Origin of the sequence: Cytobacillus firmus (assembly GCF_023715565.1) — a bacterium.
GTDB classification, from domain to species: domain Bacteria; phylum Bacillota; class Bacilli; order Bacillales; family Cytobacillaceae; genus Cytobacillus; species Cytobacillus firmus_C.
This window is the reverse complement of record NZ_JAMBOJ010000002.1, coordinates 67,947-82,998: the sequence shown is the minus strand read 5'-3', so window position 1 is coordinate 82,998 and position 15,052 is coordinate 67,947. Positions and strand designations below refer to the sequence as shown.

At 45.9% G+C, this 15,052-nt stretch carries 14 protein-coding genes; all 14 read right to left on the bottom strand.

Going from position 1 to position 15,052, the window contains the following annotated elements; translation table 11 throughout:
- Window positions 1-70: 70 nt before the first annotated feature.
- Window positions 71-700, bottom strand: a complete 630-nt coding sequence (locus M3205_RS01240) for a bifunctional 4-hydroxy-2-oxoglutarate aldolase/2-dehydro-3-deoxy-phosphogluconate aldolase (protein WP_251168257.1) — start codon at window positions 698-700, stop codon at window positions 71-73.
- 14 nt (window positions 701-714) lie between these two features.
- On the bottom strand, window positions 715-1,668 hold the full coding sequence (locus M3205_RS01235) for a sugar kinase (protein ID WP_251168256.1): 954 nt from the start codon (window positions 1,666-1,668) through the stop codon (window positions 715-717).
- Window positions 1,669-1,688: 20 nt separating this feature from the next.
- Window positions 1,689-2,558 (bottom strand): fumarylacetoacetate hydrolase family protein, encoded by an 870-nt coding sequence (locus M3205_RS01230; protein WP_251168307.1) that lies wholly within the window; start codon window positions 2,556-2,558, stop codon window positions 1,689-1,691.
- A 19-nt stretch (window positions 2,559-2,577) separates the two neighbouring features.
- A complete protein-coding gene (locus M3205_RS01225) occupies window positions 2,578-3,546 on the bottom strand; it encodes a C-terminal binding protein (protein WP_251168255.1) in 969 nt (322 codons plus the stop codon).
- A gap of 56 nt (window positions 3,547-3,602) precedes the next feature.
- Window positions 3,603-4,550, bottom strand: coding sequence for a U32 family peptidase (locus M3205_RS01220; RefSeq protein WP_251168254.1), 948 nt, complete (start codon window positions 4,548-4,550; stop codon window positions 3,603-3,605).
- Window positions 4,547-5,458, bottom strand: coding sequence for a dihydrodipicolinate synthase family protein (locus M3205_RS01215; RefSeq protein WP_251168253.1), 912 nt, complete (start codon window positions 5,456-5,458; stop codon window positions 4,547-4,549). The genes M3205_RS01220 and M3205_RS01215 overlap by 4 nt, the downstream gene beginning before the upstream one ends.
- A gap of 16 nt (window positions 5,459-5,474) precedes the next feature.
- Complete coding sequence (gene dgoD, locus M3205_RS01210; RefSeq protein WP_251168252.1) at window positions 5,475-6,623, bottom strand: galactonate dehydratase; 1,149 nt, start codon at window positions 6,621-6,623, stop codon at window positions 5,475-5,477.
- Window positions 6,624-6,713: 90 nt separating this feature from the next.
- A complete protein-coding gene (gene gucD / locus M3205_RS01205; RefSeq protein WP_251168251.1) occupies window positions 6,714-8,180 on the bottom strand; it encodes an alpha-ketoglutaric semialdehyde dehydrogenase GucD in 1,467 nt (488 codons plus the stop codon).
- Between the two features lie 19 nt (window positions 8,181-8,199).
- Window positions 8,200-9,414 carry a UxaA family hydrolase gene (locus M3205_RS01200; RefSeq protein ID WP_251168250.1) on the bottom strand — a complete coding sequence of 405 codons (1,215 nt, stop codon included), beginning with the start codon at window positions 9,412-9,414 and terminating at the stop codon, window positions 8,200-8,202.
- Entirely contained in the window at window positions 9,362-9,661 is a 300-nt protein-coding gene (locus tag M3205_RS01195; RefSeq protein ID WP_251168249.1) for a UxaA family hydrolase, read from the bottom strand. The genes M3205_RS01200 and M3205_RS01195 overlap by 53 nt, the downstream gene beginning before the upstream one ends.
- Before the next feature lie 4 nt (window positions 9,662-9,665).
- Entirely contained in the window at window positions 9,666-10,562 is an 897-nt protein-coding gene (locus M3205_RS01190; RefSeq protein ID WP_251168248.1) for a fumarylacetoacetate hydrolase family protein, read from the bottom strand.
- A gap of 117 nt (window positions 10,563-10,679) precedes the next feature.
- On the bottom strand, window positions 10,680-11,447 hold the full coding sequence (locus M3205_RS01185) for an IclR family transcriptional regulator (protein WP_251168247.1): 768 nt from the start codon (window positions 11,445-11,447) through the stop codon (window positions 10,680-10,682).
- A gap of 63 nt (window positions 11,448-11,510) precedes the next feature.
- Window positions 11,511-13,721 (bottom strand): dihydroxy-acid dehydratase domain-containing protein, encoded by a 2,211-nt coding sequence (locus M3205_RS01180; RefSeq protein WP_251168246.1) that lies wholly within the window; start codon window positions 13,719-13,721, stop codon window positions 11,511-11,513.
- A 52-nt stretch (window positions 13,722-13,773) separates the two neighbouring features.
- The gene (locus M3205_RS01175; protein ID WP_251168245.1) at window positions 13,774-15,024 is read right to left on the bottom strand and encodes a nickel pincer cofactor-dependent isomerase, group 22; all 1,251 of its coding nucleotides are present in this window, start codon (window positions 15,022-15,024) and stop codon (window positions 13,774-13,776) included.
- Between the last annotated feature and the right edge of the window lie 28 nt (window positions 15,025-15,052).

Sequence of the window (15,052 nt, the reverse complement as noted above, 5' to 3'; positions counted from 1 at the left end):
CAAAGGACCTCCATCTATCCTAATTGCAGGTCCATTTGACTTAAATTTAGTTTCTGAAAACGCCAATAATTCAGAGGTTTATTATCTCGGAAAATTCCTTCGCCTTTTCAGTCAGTTTCAAATAATCCTCATCCGAATTTAGCTTTTTTGCATTTACTAACGAACCGCCCACTCCTGCGGCAGCAGCCCCGGCTTTTAAATAATCCCGGATATTGCTGACATCTATCCCCCCGGTTGGCATCAGCGGGATTTGCCGAAGCGGTCCCTGCAGGCTTTTGAAATAAGAAACACCCATGACATCAGCCGGGAACACCTTAATAATATCCCCGCCATTTTCATAGGCTGTCAGGATTTCAGTTGGGGTAAGGGCGCCTGGAATACTAAGGACACCGTAACGTTTCGTCAGTTTAATAGTTTCCGTATTAACGCTTGGCGAAAAAATGAACTCCGCCCCAGACATAATGACAGCACGCGCTGTTTCAGGATCAAGCACGGTCCCTGCCCCTACGATTGCCCGGTTTCCAAACTCTTTTTTTACTTGTTCTATTAACGAGCAGACTTTTGGTGTTTCTACGGTTATCTCAAATGCACTGACACCGCCGGCCAGCAGCGCATGAGCAATGGGCAAAATCTGATCCTGGCGTGCACCGCGAATAACCGCAACAATTTTGCTCTTTTTTAACTCTTCTAACTTACCCACAGTTTCCCTCCTTTTTATCTCGTTACATCTTCAAGGCTCCCATTCATAAAGGAAGCAAGATCTGATCGAGTAGGCAAGCCTTCTGAATCGCCATTCACCATTGTTGCCATGGCTCCCATCGCGTTGCCCTGCAGTGCTGCTTCTTCCAGTGTTTTTCCGTCAAGCAGCCCTGAAAGGACACCAGCAGCAAATGCATCACCCGCTCCAACCGGATCGATTACCCGCTCAACTGTAAAGCCTGGAATTTCCTTCACCAAACCTGAAGATGAAATCAGTGATCCTTCTTTTCCCAATTTCATAATGACTGTTTCGATTCCAAGATCGTGAAATTTCTCCACATATTCCTCGGGTGAAAATGTGCCAAATAAAAACTCTGCTTCGGAAATCCCCGGGAGGACTATATCACTTTCAGAAGCATATTTTTTCAGAAATTGCCGTGCTTCTGCTTCATCACGCCAAATTTTCAAACGGAGGTTCGGATCAAAAACGATTTTCGTTCCATTTCCTTTTGCTATCCTGATTGCTTTTTCAAACATCTCCCGGCATGAAGGGCTGAGCCCTGGTGTTATGCCAGTAAGATGAAGATACTCAGCATCCAAAATAGACTTTTCCGAAAGCCAGCCGGCATCCATACGGCTGGCTGCAGAATCTTTTCTATAATAATAGACACGAGTGTCTTTCAAGCGCCTGAACTCTTTAAAAAATATGCCAGTCGGGGCATCTTGATCGCGCGTCACATAAGAAACATCCACTCCTTCGCCGCGGATGAATGACAGCATTGCATCACCAAATTCATCCGCCCCAATACGGCTGATCCATCTCGAGCGGTGTCCGAGACGGCTCAATCCGATGGCGACATTGGACTCTGCCCCTCCAAATTTCAATGAAAAAGAATGGGCATGTCGCAGCATTCCTTCCTCATTCGGTGTAAAAAGAGCCATCGTTTCCCCGATTGTTACAACATCCATGTCTATCAGCCCTCTTTCTTCTATAAATCACCTATTACGTAATTTGATAGTGTTCCGATGTTTTGAATGGTAATACTCATTTTGTCACCGTCTTTTAGCCACACCTTAGGATCCCGCCCCATTCCAACTCCTGGAGGCGTTCCTGTTGCAATTAAGTCACCCGGCCTAAGCGTCATAGACTGAGATAAAAAGGAAATAATCTGCGGGATGGTAAAGATCAGGTTGCTTGTATTGGAATCTTGCATAATTTCCCCATTGAGCTCGAGTGAAATGGATAGATTATGCGGATCCCCTGCTTCATCCTTTGTCACGATCACAGGTCCAGTTGGTGCGAAGGTGTCTGCTGTTTTGCCGCGGGACCACTGCCCGTCTTTAAATTGCAGATCGCGCGCGCTAATATCATTCATGATTGTGTAGCCAAATACATAGTCGTTTGCCTCTTCTTCGGTTACCCGCTTAGCTTCTTTGCCAATTACAATGGCTAACTCAGCCTCAAAATCGACTTCATTTGAATTAATGGGTATCTCAACAGCATCATTCTGGCCCACAATAGCATTTGCATATTTCGAAAAAATCACCGGCGAGGAGGGTGGTTCCATGCCGGTTTCCCTGCAATGATCCATATAATTCAGTCCGACACAGATGATTTTTTCCGGTGATGGGATCGGCGGAAGAAGCTTCAAATCAGAAATTGGAAAAACAGCACCTTCACTGTCACGGTGCTCAATCAGTTTTTCAGTAAGCGGCAGCAGCTCTTTACTTTTTTCTATGAAGGTTTTCAAGCACGAAGGAAATAGATTTCCGTCCAGCAAAGTTAAGCTGATGACTTTTTCTCCCTTAACAACGCCTATATGCTTCTGTGCATTTATAGTGAAAGCAGCCAGTTTCATATTCAGCACCTATCCTTTCTTATGTCAGGGCATAAGGTGTTTGTTCACCCTTTAAGACCTGAACGATATTTTTCGCAGCCTTTTGGCGCAGCTCCACCATGGCTTCCTCAGAATACCAGGCGCTGTGCGGAGTAATAATGACATTGTCCATATGAAGAAGCGGGCTATCGATGCTGATTGGCTCTTCTTCAGTTACATCCAGTGCTGCACCGGCTATAATGCCTTTTTCAAGCGCTTCTATCAAAGCCTTTTCATCAATGATCGGACCTCTTGCAGTGTTAATGATGACAGCATTTTTCTTCATTTGGCTAAATCGGTCTGCATTTAATAAATGGAAGGTATCTTTAATAAGCGGAACATGTACCGATAAATAGTCGGCTTCCCTAATGATTTCCTCCAGTTCCATTTTCCGCACACCGGCTGATTCCATGTCCTCTGCGGAAACGAAGGGATCATAGGCGGCCAATTTAAAACCAAGAGGCTTTACCTTTTCAATAACCCTCCTTGGGATACGCCCGAATCCAAGAACACCAACTGTTTGATTAATAAAGCGTTGAATAGGGACACAGGCTTTGAAATCCCAATTTCCTTTTTTCACTTCATTATTTAACAGGGGCACTTTACGTGCCCACGATAATAGAAGAGCAAGTGCATGGTTCGATACCTCTTCCATCCCATAATCAGGAACGTTAGCTACGGTAATGCCTTTTTCATTGGCTGCATCTAAATCAATGGTATTCACACCAACACCATAGCGGGAAATTACCCTGGCATTTTCAAGGGATTCTATTACACGTCTGGAGATTGGGGCATATTGATTTAAAATGGCGTCTGCATGCTTAGCCTGCTTGATTACCTCATCTTCCGTTTTGCACTGTGCTTTGACGAATTCTATATCAAGGCCGCTTTCAGTAAATACGTCTTCCTCATATTTGAGATTTTCAAATTCAAAGTCGGTTATAAGTACTTTATATGTCAATATTTTCACCTCTTAATTAATAGTAGAAATCCCTGGAATGAATTGGATCGTTCAGGGATTGAAGATTATTTGGCCAGCGTTTTTTCACCCCTCGGAACCCCAAGCCCTTCTGCACCAAGCTTTGAAGTTACTGCTTCCGGATAGTAGCGTTCAATCATTTGAATACCGATGGAAGCACGGCGCACACGCTCTTTTACGAGTGAGATATTCGTGCTTTCCCATTGCTTTCCGGAAGGATAAACATCCGGGTGATTGCGGAGGCCAAATTTGATATAAACCGGAGCGAGCACCCGAATGATTTCCGGGATTTCGTAGTAGCGCAGGAAACCGCCGAAATTATCCGGAACCTCCACGTACAAATCAATCGGAATATCAATTGCCTGCCGGATTGCTGCAAGCTTTGCGAGCGGCAATGCAGAAGGTACATTATACGTATCTGCTCCGATATCCTGCATCAGTTTCACTGAAACAGGGTTTGCCGAGCCCATTTGCACAGATACCTTTACAACGAAGTCTTCCGGAAGCTGGCCCTTTTTCTTCATTTCTTTTGTTAATAAAAGAAGTCCCTCATCAGCTACAAGGGCTCCTCTTAAACCCAGTTCAGCACCGCGCTTTAAATCCTCCATAGCATAAACAAGCTGATCCGCTCCCTCATGGCGGAGCGCCTGTGATTTCCCTCCCGCTGTAAACGGCGCTGCACTGATATCCCAAGTGCCTCTTGGACCAACAAATAAGCTTAGCTCCATTCCCCGTTCTGCTGTCAGTTCGCACATTTCTTTGATTTCCTCATCAGTCTGAAGCATAATGCCGCTTCCCTGTGAGACACGGTGTATCGTCAAGCCGAGCCGGTCAATTTCTTCAAGCGTAGCTTTTAAAGCTTCGGGTCCTTCAACACTTGGAATTTCTACACGGTATTGGGCACCGTCCGGAAATCTTTTTGCAGAAGTGGGCAATTCTTGAAAATCACTGGATGGATAGCCTAATTGTTCAAGCAGTTCGCGGGACTCTTTCATAATTGAACGCCTTCTTTCGTTTCAATGATTTTTAATAGATTACGAACATTCTCACGTAAATTTGCTGGATATACATCAAACGGTGCACGGTGGCCTGCTGCTGTATCAAACCAGCGCTGATGAACTGCTTCTTTCATGGATGTGAAAAAGGTAGGACAAAACGTGTAAACATCCATCAGCCTGGAGATCTGCAGGTGACTGCTCTGGGCTTTAGCTAGATTCCCTCTTTGATATGATTCATATAAATTCACTGAGACTTCCGGAGCAAATACGGCACTGCCATTGATGCTGCCAGCTGCGCCAATCATCAGGGCAGGGAGCATGTGCTCGTCAAAGGCTGAGAAAACCAGGAAATCAGGACGGACTTTTTTCACTTCTGTCATTACCTGGCGGATATGGCCAAAATCACCGACCGTTTCTTTAATCCCTGATATATTCTGATAGTCTGTGGCCAATTTTACGATTAGCTCAACCGGCAAGTTTTGTCCGGTTAATTGCGGAATATTGTAAATAAACACTGGCAGCTCTGTATGACTGGCAACAGATGAATAGAAGCGATAAAGCTGATCATCTGAAAGCTTCCAATAGTAAGGGCTGACAACAAGCACACCATCTGCTCCCAGTTCCTCTGCATAAGAAGTCAGTTCAAGGACTTCCTTAAGAGCTGTGTGGCCAACACCAACCATCACTTTTACACGTCCATGAATATGCTTTATCATTTCCCTTACGTACAGCTTCCACTCTTCAATGGAAAGAGAAGAAAATTCACCCGAGCTGCCCATCAGCAATATCCCATGAATATTCTGTGAAATTAGCTTATCAAGATACCTTCTATTCAGCTCCAAATCCAAATTTCCCGCTTCATCAACTAATGTGACAACCGGGGGGATAATTCCATGAAAGCTCATCTTTATTCCTCCTTATTTACCATTCGGCGATGCTCCCATCTTCATGGCGCCAAATAGGGTTTTTCCAATCATGTCCGGCTTCGGCTGCCTGCTTGACCTTTTCCTCGTTAATCTCTATACCGAGTCCAGGCTGATCCGGAATGTTTACATAGCCATCTTTATAGGCGAATATGTCAGGATTATTAATATAATCGAGAATGTCCATCCCCTGGTTATAGTGAATGCCAAGGCTTTGTTCCTGGATGATAAAATTTGGAGTGGAGGCATCCAAATGAACCGAAGATGCCAGTGTCATGGGTCCAAGAGGACAATGCGGCGCAATCGACACATCATAGGCCTCAGCCATCGCAGCAATTTTCTTTCCTTCCAGAATGCCGCCTGTGTGTGAAAGGTCAGGCTGAATAATATCCACATAGCCATCCTGCAGAAGCTGCTTAAATCCCCAGCGTGTATACATCCTTTCCCCGGTGGCGATTGGACAGGTTGTATGCAGGGCAATCTCACGCAGAGCCTCATTGTTTTCCGGCAGCACCGGTTCTTCAATGAACATGGGGCGATAGGGCTCAAGCTCTTTCACCAATGTTTTGGCCATCGTTTTATGAATACGGCCATGAAAATCAACCCCAATGCCGAAGTCCCTGCCAAGCGCCTCGCGTATGGAAGCCACACGCTCAATAACCGCTTCCACCTTTGAAAAGCCGTCTATGTAGTTCATTTCTTCAGAGGCGTTCATTTTAATCGCCTGAAAGCCCTGTTCCTGCTTTTCCTTTGCTGCCGCAGCAACATCAGCCGGCCGGTCCCCCCCAATCCATGAATACACCTTAATCTTTTGGCGCGCCTTTCCGCCGAGCATTTCATAGACTGGTATATTGTAATACTTTCCTTTAATGTCCCAGAGCGCCTGCTCAATCCCGGAGATCGTACTCATCAAAATTGGCCCGCCCCGGTAAAAACCGCCGCGGTACAATGTTTGCCATATATCTTCGATGTCATTAGGATTGCGGCCAATAATATAGTCTGATAGTTCATTAACAGCTGCCTTCACTGTTTCAGCACGCCCTTCGACAACAGGCTCTCCCCAGCCGGAAATGCCTTCATCTGTTTCGATCTTCAAAAACAGCCAGCGCGGCGGAACTTTATATAATGAAAGCTTCGTAATTTTCATATGGGCACCTCGCAACTTTTTTATAAAAAGGAGATTTCTAGTTTGGAAATCTCCTTTTCAGACTCTGAATGGTAATCCTTAATCAGCCGGTTATGAGCCCTTTATGAAAACAGTTTTAATCGCTGTATAAAATTCTTTTGCAGCTTCACCTTGTTCACGTGAACCTGTGCTTGAGGCCTTCATTCCGCCAAATGGCGCCTGTAGCTCTACACCGGCACTTTCCGCATTGATCCGGACGAGACCTGCTTCGATTTCATCGATGAATTCCAGAATAGAGCTGATATCAGAAGTAAAGATCGAAGCGCTCAATCCATATTTCGTATGATTTGCCAGGTCAATGGCTTCCTCCAGATCAACGGCTCTAATAAGAGCAATCACAGGTCCGAAAATCTCTTCCTGAACAATCGTCATGTCTGGTGTCACTTCTTCAAATATCGCCGGTTTTACGAAGAAGCCCTTATCATATTCCCCGCCAGTCAATACTTCGCCGCCATGAACCAGTCTGGCACCTTCCTTTTTTCCGATTTCAATGTACTTGTTAAATGTGTTGAACTGGCTTTCACTTGCACATGGTCCCATCCAAATTCCTTCTTCAAGTCCATTGCCTATAGTGATTTTTTCAGAAGCCTCGATTAACTTCTGCTTAAATTCGTTATAAACTTCCGATTCTACAATTACTCTGCTTGAAGCCGTACATTTTTGTCCAGAAGAGCGGAAACCGCCGCTGATGACTGCTTCAACCGCCTGGTCAAGATTGGCATTTTTCGTAACAATTACAGGATTCTTACCGCCCATTTCAAGCTGGAACTTGATGCCTCGGGCTGCTGCGGCTTTCGCTACACCCTGTCCGACAGTTTCTGATCCTGTAAATGTAATGGCGTTCAATTTTGGATGGTCAATCAACCCCTGGCCAATAACAGCGCCTGAGCCTGTTACAAAATTCAAGACACCTTCAGGGAAGCCGGCTTCTGCAAAGCATTCGACCACCTTTGCAGCTGTAACCGCTGCTTCACTCGCCGGTTTGAATACAACTGTATTTCCATATACTAAAGCAGGCGCAATTTTCCAGATAGGAATAGCTACAGGGAAGTTCCAGGGAGTGATAACTCCTACTACACCAAGCGGTGCACGCTTTGTGAGCATAAGGGCATCTTTATCTGTTGATGGAATAACATCGCCATCTTTGCGCATTCCTTCCCCAGCATAATAACGAAGAATGGCAATGCCACGAGCAGTTTCCCCTTTTGCTTCAGGCAGTGTTTTTCCCATCTCTCTTGTCATGCTCTCGGCAATTTCATCCAGTCTTGATTCAAGGATGTTTGCTGTTTGGAACAAGAGCTGGCCTCTTGCGGCCTGGCCAAGCTTACGCCATGCTTTCTTGGCATTAAATGCTGCTTCTACAGCCCTATTCAGCTCTTCCTCCGTAGACTTTTGCACATAGCCTACCGCTTCCTTTGTAGCAGGATTAATGCTTTCAATAACATTTCCGGATGCAGATTCTATCCATTCGTTATTAATGAAGTTCCTGAATGTTTTGGTTTCAACAGTTGTTTTCATAATTAAACTCTCCTTTAAATTAAAATGTTGGGCCAATACGCCAAATTCCAAAATCATGCTGCTTCAGAATTTCTGCTTTTGTCAATTTGCCATTTGCAACAGCCTGGATTTCCTTCATGATCCGTCCGCCTACTTCCCCGACAGTCTCTTTACCGTCTACGATGGTTCCGGCATCAAGATCCATGTTTTCATTCATGCGTTCGAACATTGGTGTATTTGTCGAGATTTTTATAACAGGGGCAATCGGTGATCCGGTAGGTGTTCCGCGTCCGCTTGTAAATAGGACAATTTGCGCTCCACCTGCCACCATACCCGTTAACTGTTCGATGTCATGCCCCGGAGTATCCATCCAGACCAGCCCTTTTTTAGTTGGTCTTTCTGCATAGTCAATCACTTCCTCCAAACGCGTGGTACCCGACTTTGTTGCAGCTCCAAGCGACTTCTCTTCAAGAGAGCTTAGGCCGCCTTCAATGTTGCCCGGGCTTGGATTGCCGGTACGGATATCAACACCCATTTGAATAGATCGGTTTTCCATCATTTTAATGACGGCATATGCTTTTTTAGCAACCGTGTCATTTGCTGCCCGGTTGGCAAGTAAATGCTCTGCACCAATTAATTCGGTGGTTTCGGCTAAAATGGCGGTGCCCCCCTGTTCGACCAGCATATCGCTTGTGCGTCCAACGGCAGGGTTTGCCGAAAGTCCAGAACATGCATCAGAACCCCCGCATTCTGTACCGACTATCAATTCGCTGAAATCACATAGCTCCCTCTGTACCAGAGATGCATCCTGTACCATTTTCACCGCAATTTTTGCGACCTCGGCAATCGTTTGAAGCGTTCCGCCATGTTCCTGTATGGATACCGTCTCAACCGACTTGCCGCATTTGGCTATTTCATCACCAATACGGTGTGCCTGATGGGTTTCACACCCGAGACCGAGGACGATCACACCGTAAACATTGGGGTTCATCCCGAGTCCGGCATATGTTCTCGCTGTCTGGTCATAATCGGTTCCAACCTGGGCGCAGCCATGCTGATGGATGAATGTAACAGTTCCGCTGACCAGCTCCGTCACCCGCTGTGCCGTTTGCGTTGCGCAAGTAATGGTAGGCAGGATCAGCACGTGGTTTCTTACTCCGACACGGCCATCAGGACGGCGGTAGCCCCAAAACTGCAGCTTTTCATTGAACAATCTTGTCACCCCTTCCTCTTTTGCCTTCAAGATTATGAACATGCACATGTTCTCCGGCATCGATTGGGGCAATTGCCGCCCCAATCACCTCACCATATTTAATAATGTCATCCCCCTGAGGAATGGCCCGGACTGCAAATTTATGGCCAAACCGGATCGGCTCAAGAATACGAATTGTTTTTTCAATGCCTTCTGCTTTGACCGTCACTTCCGCTCCCGCAGGTATATTTGATAGAGCTACAGCAACACTGTCTCTTTCATTTAAAAAAAGTGTTTTGTACTCACTCATTTCCTCACCCCTTGGCGGCTTGCTCCACTTTTTCACTTTGGACAACCGGGTTATTCAGGATTCCTATACCAGGAATTTCGATTTCAATCCGGTCATTTTCCGCTAAAGTAAATTCATTAGGCGGTACAACGCAAGTTCCTGTAAGAAGGACGGTTCCGTCAAATATCTGGTTATCAAGCACCAGGTACTGAACCAGCTCATCCAGTGTGCGTTTTAGCTGGCTGACTTGAGCATCTCCAAAAAATACAAGCTCTTCATCCCTGTAGATGCGGCAAATAATCTGAAATTCATATGGATCTGTAACAGTCTCGGCCAATACAATAGCCGGCCCAATGGAGCAGGAATTCTTCCAAACCTTTGCCTGCGGGAGGTACAGCGGATTTTCCCCTTCTATATCCCGGCAGCTCATATCATTTCCAGCTGTATAGCCAAGCACATTACCATCTTTATCAATGATAAGCCCCAGCTCCGGCTCCGGGATTTGCCAGTTTGAATCGGACCTTAGATATACCGGATCATTCGGGCCTACCGTTCTGGCTGATGTTGATTTGAAGAAAATTTCCGGCCGCACTGCATCATAGACTTTGTCATAAAATGTTTCACGATCAAGCTTCCCTTGTGTAGCTTCATAATTACGCGCTTCCCTGCTTTTTTTATATGTCACGCCGGAAGCCCAAACTTCTGGAGCATCAATTGGAGTAGTTAACCTGAGGCCATCAAGTGGCTGTTTATTTGACTCTCCAACAATTCGTTTTACAATATCAAACGCTGTTCTGTTATATTCGCGCGCTTTGGCAATCAATGACATAAAGTCGCTATATGGAAGGTCTGCCACTTCGTTTTCATTTGTTACAGCTGCCAATTGTTTTTCGTTTCCTTTTAGGTAGCGAATAATTCTCATGTTTCTCTCCTCCTGAATGACTATTATTTATGTTTGAAATTTTCAATTAATTGGTTGCGAATCTTGGCTAAGTCATGGGAGAATCCCTCTAAGGATGCTCCCAGCAGAATATTTGATTTAAATTTTTTGGTACTCATACCCCAGGTCCTGCGATATGCTGGTGCTGCACTCTTTCAGGAGCCCCACGTGGTATTCACGGACTTCATCCGTTACTTTCGAAGCAGGCATAGACATGCTGATCCCTGCTATAACCTCACCGGAATAGTCTTTAATCGGAACCGCATAGCAGACAATGCCCGGTTCGTTTTCTTCATTATCCACTGAATAGCCTGCCTCGCGGACATGAGCGACCTCAATGAGCAACTCCTCTTTTGAAGAGATTGACTTTGGAGTCTGCTTTGTGTACTGATAGTTTTCAAGAAATTGATCCAGTTCGGCATCTGTTTTCGTTGAGATGAGCGATTTGCCTACCGCACTTGTATGAACGGGAACCCGGCGTCCAATGCGGGAGTAAAGAACCGTCACTCCGCTTCCTTCAACCTTATCAATATAAACACCTTCCTGCCCGTCGAGAATAACCAGATGAACCGTTAAGTTTGTCATGGCGGATAGCCTTTCAAGATGCTTTCGGGCTACTTTCCGCAAATCAAGATTACTCAGGACCATGTTGCCTCTTTCGAACAGCTTTAGCCCCAGACGATATTTTCCATTTTCCTCATTTTGAGAGATGTATCTTTGTTCCTGCAAAGTCTTTAGCAGCGAATGAACCGTGCTTTTATGCAGATTCATTCTTTTGCTTATTTCTGTGATGGATAATTCTCTGTCCCGCTCGTCAAATAAATCCATAATTTTTAATGCACGTTCCACTGATTGGATAATAGGCATTTTTGCTCACTCTCCTAGTTCTATTTAGCCTAATTTTACAGGATTTTTGACGAGCTTGCCTCTTTAATTTGCAATAGTACCTGCCTCTTGAAGCAAAACATCTGTCTCATAATCCAGAACTGCATCCTCGGCTACGGCCAGCGGAACCACCCCGTTTGCAGCATCTGTATGGCCGTACATGCGATTGCTTGCTGCAACCAACTTCTGGCGTGCCTTCATTCGCTGCTTTCTCTCCTCTGCAAGAGACTGGCGATCTGCTCTTAAGCTGTCTGTAAAGGAATGCACAACCTCCCCTGCGAAAAGCCGGGATTTGTCTACAAAATCAATGCGGCGTCCCCGCAGCTGAAGATGTACAACATCACCTGTCTGAAGGAAGCCAATGCCGCCGCCCTCGTATCCTTCCGGAGTCATATGTCCAATCGCAGCACCGTATGTAACACCCGAATAACGCCCGTCACTGATAATGGTTGCAAGCTTTTTCATGACCCGGTTGGCATTAATATGCTGCATCGGCGTAAACATCTCCGGCATTCCAAAGGCTACCGGACCCTGACCGGCAATAACAACTGAAATCTTCAATATGCCTTTTTCAGCCATCTCGTCAAATAGCTTTTCGTATTTTTCTTCTTTTAATAGTTCCCATTCTGCCCTGTTGTTATATTTCAGTGTTTCCAGCAGCAGGTTATGGTCAAATAGCTTATCTTTTTTAATATCGTTAAGCAAATTCGAGTCAAGCAGGCTCCTGTTTGCATCATCTTCATTCTCAAAATAAAGTACAAATGCCAGTTTATCATCAAATTGATCAAGCTGTGGCGTCGGCATTCCGCTGATTTTTACCACTGCGCTTTCAAAGAAATTGCCCTGCAGGACATCCACTCCGCTAAATGCCCTGCGCGGTGCTTCAGCAGGTAAGATAACAGGATTTTCTTTAACATTTAATGCCTGAAGGCTTCTTGTGATGGCGAGGCGCTCTCTCCAGGTTCTGGCTGCAACTGTCGGCGCATCCTGATCCATCGGTACACCATGCTCAAGCAATTCGTAAAAAAGTGTTTCCATTCCCCTGCTCGTTCCGCTGCAGCACTGCATGGCGAGGGAGTAAATATCACGGCCTTCTGTCAGGCTATAGTCAAACAAATCCGGAATCGAATGCTCATGATGGATGCGGTCCAAATCCCATAGGCTAAACTTGTATCCGCCATAGAGCATGCCTGCAACAATATGCATCATTAGATTAGTGGAACCGCCGGATGCACTATGGATGCGGACCGCATTTCTAATATTGGCAGCCACAATATTGGAAACGCCATACTTTTCTTCATTAATCATGGTGGCAAAGCTATCAAGAACTGAATTGATCTGCCTCTGTGCCGGCGGATCTGTCAGCAGCTCCACCGCCGGATGAACAAGGCCCAGTCCAGCTACAAGATGTCTGGAACTATTACCGGTTCCATTAAAGGCACAAACCCCTCCCTGACCGTCGCATGTCGCAACCGCCAGCCTCATCTCAAAATACTTATGCTGTTCCTTTGTTAGGATACCCCTCTCATAGGCACGCTCGAAAACGCCCTGGAAGGCTGTATTGGATGAACACTGCAGGATATATGCCATTGTGTCACGCAAATCGGCCGCCACATCAGCTGCACCATCCGCCTCTGCTTTTTTCGCCAATTCTTCGAGCTCTGCGATGACATCATCAGGGATCGATCCTCCTTCAAGCACATGAGCAGGCGCAAAGGTTGCAAAAAACGAAGCTTCACCGCGGATGCGTCTTACCCGGTCGACATGTGCCAGTGCACTGACAACGCCCAGCGGCTGTTTATCGCACCCTTGAATAACGAACGCACCGTGATAACTATGTGCCTCAAGCTGATTGACCACCATTTGGGCAACCGCATTCCTGCTTTGCAGGGAATAGCTCATCCCCTGATTGCTTTGGGCAGTGCCGTCACACATAACCGGTGTGGAAAAATAAAAAGGAACTCCTCCATTTTGCCAGATGCGGATGGCCGCACGCGCAGAGGTTTGATAGTCCATGATGTGTGCAGGATGGTCAGAGGATCCTCCGATAATGGCAATTCGCGGAGCATTTACTTCAAGGCGATTGTAAATTTCCTCAAGTGTCCAATCCGGCTTTCCGCCTTCATAAGAAGAACCAAGTGTCTGTTTGGCCCGGTCCAGAAGTCCGGCTACCGTGATCGGTTCATTCGCTTTTCCCTGCACATTATCACGGTATGGATTTACAGGATTATCTATAAGCGGGTATAAATGTGTCATATGAACACTCCTTATCTATGAATCTGCAAGTTTTCGGCAGAGACTCTTCGAATTAATTGAGCACTAATTCCATGGGCTCGGAAATAACTTCTAAATGGCTGTTTTGTTTCGCTTCCTCAATCAAACCTTCAGAGATCCAGATCTCTCCGATATCCAACGTATTCCTGATTCGAACCGCTTTTACCTTGTTTAAATCAAAGGCATTGCAGGTTTTAATCGCAGCCTTGACAGCAAGCTCTTTTGTTTCTAGCACCATTGGAAGCTTAATCACTTCAATCACAGTACTGGTCAATGCATTTGCATAGCCTTTTTCCCATATAATTTCATCCACTACAGCTTTGGTCGTCATATCTGCCATCCCAATGCCATTTGCGTTTCCATGCGTTTTTTCGGTCAGACCAAGGACAACTGTTCTTTTTATATCCGGTCCTCCAGAGGCATACGGCGTGGCGAAGTTCCCCGTAATATTCGGGTCCATCCCATCACCTGAAATATCTTTACCAAGCTCATCGACAATCAGCACATCGAACTCGTCAAATTGTATTTTTGGCATCAGGGACTTTGCTTCCAATAAAAGCTCCGGCTCGGCAGTTTCCAGGTCCTCCGCCGGTACAGCAATAACTTTTGCTACTTTGTCATAAGCATTCTCAAGTGATGCCAGGCCGAAAATGATTGGCGCTCTCGCTAAAGAAATTTTCGCCATTTCCGGAACATGCTCTGCCATATATTTAAAGCTGTAGGCATGGGCAGCTTCCGCTCCTTTTTGCTTTCCGAGCCCGATTGTAATCATCTTCATGAGCCCGCTTTCTACAGGTCCGCGGAATGCTGTATGTGGCTTAATCCGGTTGATGACGACAATTTTATCAGCTTCATAGGCATTTCGGTCAATGTAAACCGGAAGCCCATTTGGAAGCTGGCCAATTTGGACAACCTCCATAGAAGATTTTATGGGGGCGTCTACAGCTTCCTCCGTCACGCCAAGCTGGTGCAGCACATCAATCTGGCCTTCAGCTGTAGCGCCGCCATGGCTGCCCATTGCCGGAACAATAAAGGGATGCCCTCCTGCACGGCTAATTTCCCTGACGGTTTCCCGCACCAGAATAGGCAAATCAGCCAGCCCTCTGCTTCCTACTGCAATAGCAACGGAGTCGCCTTCATTTATTTTGTCAAGCACATTCGTTTCATTTAGCGTTTTCCGCACCTCAGCCGCCACATCTTCCAGCTGGGGTGCGGAAAACTTCTGTCTTACTTTCACCATTTTAGGAAGGTGGATATCTTTTAATATTTCATTAATGATGCTCATTTGTTTATCTCCTTCCGTTTGGAATCAG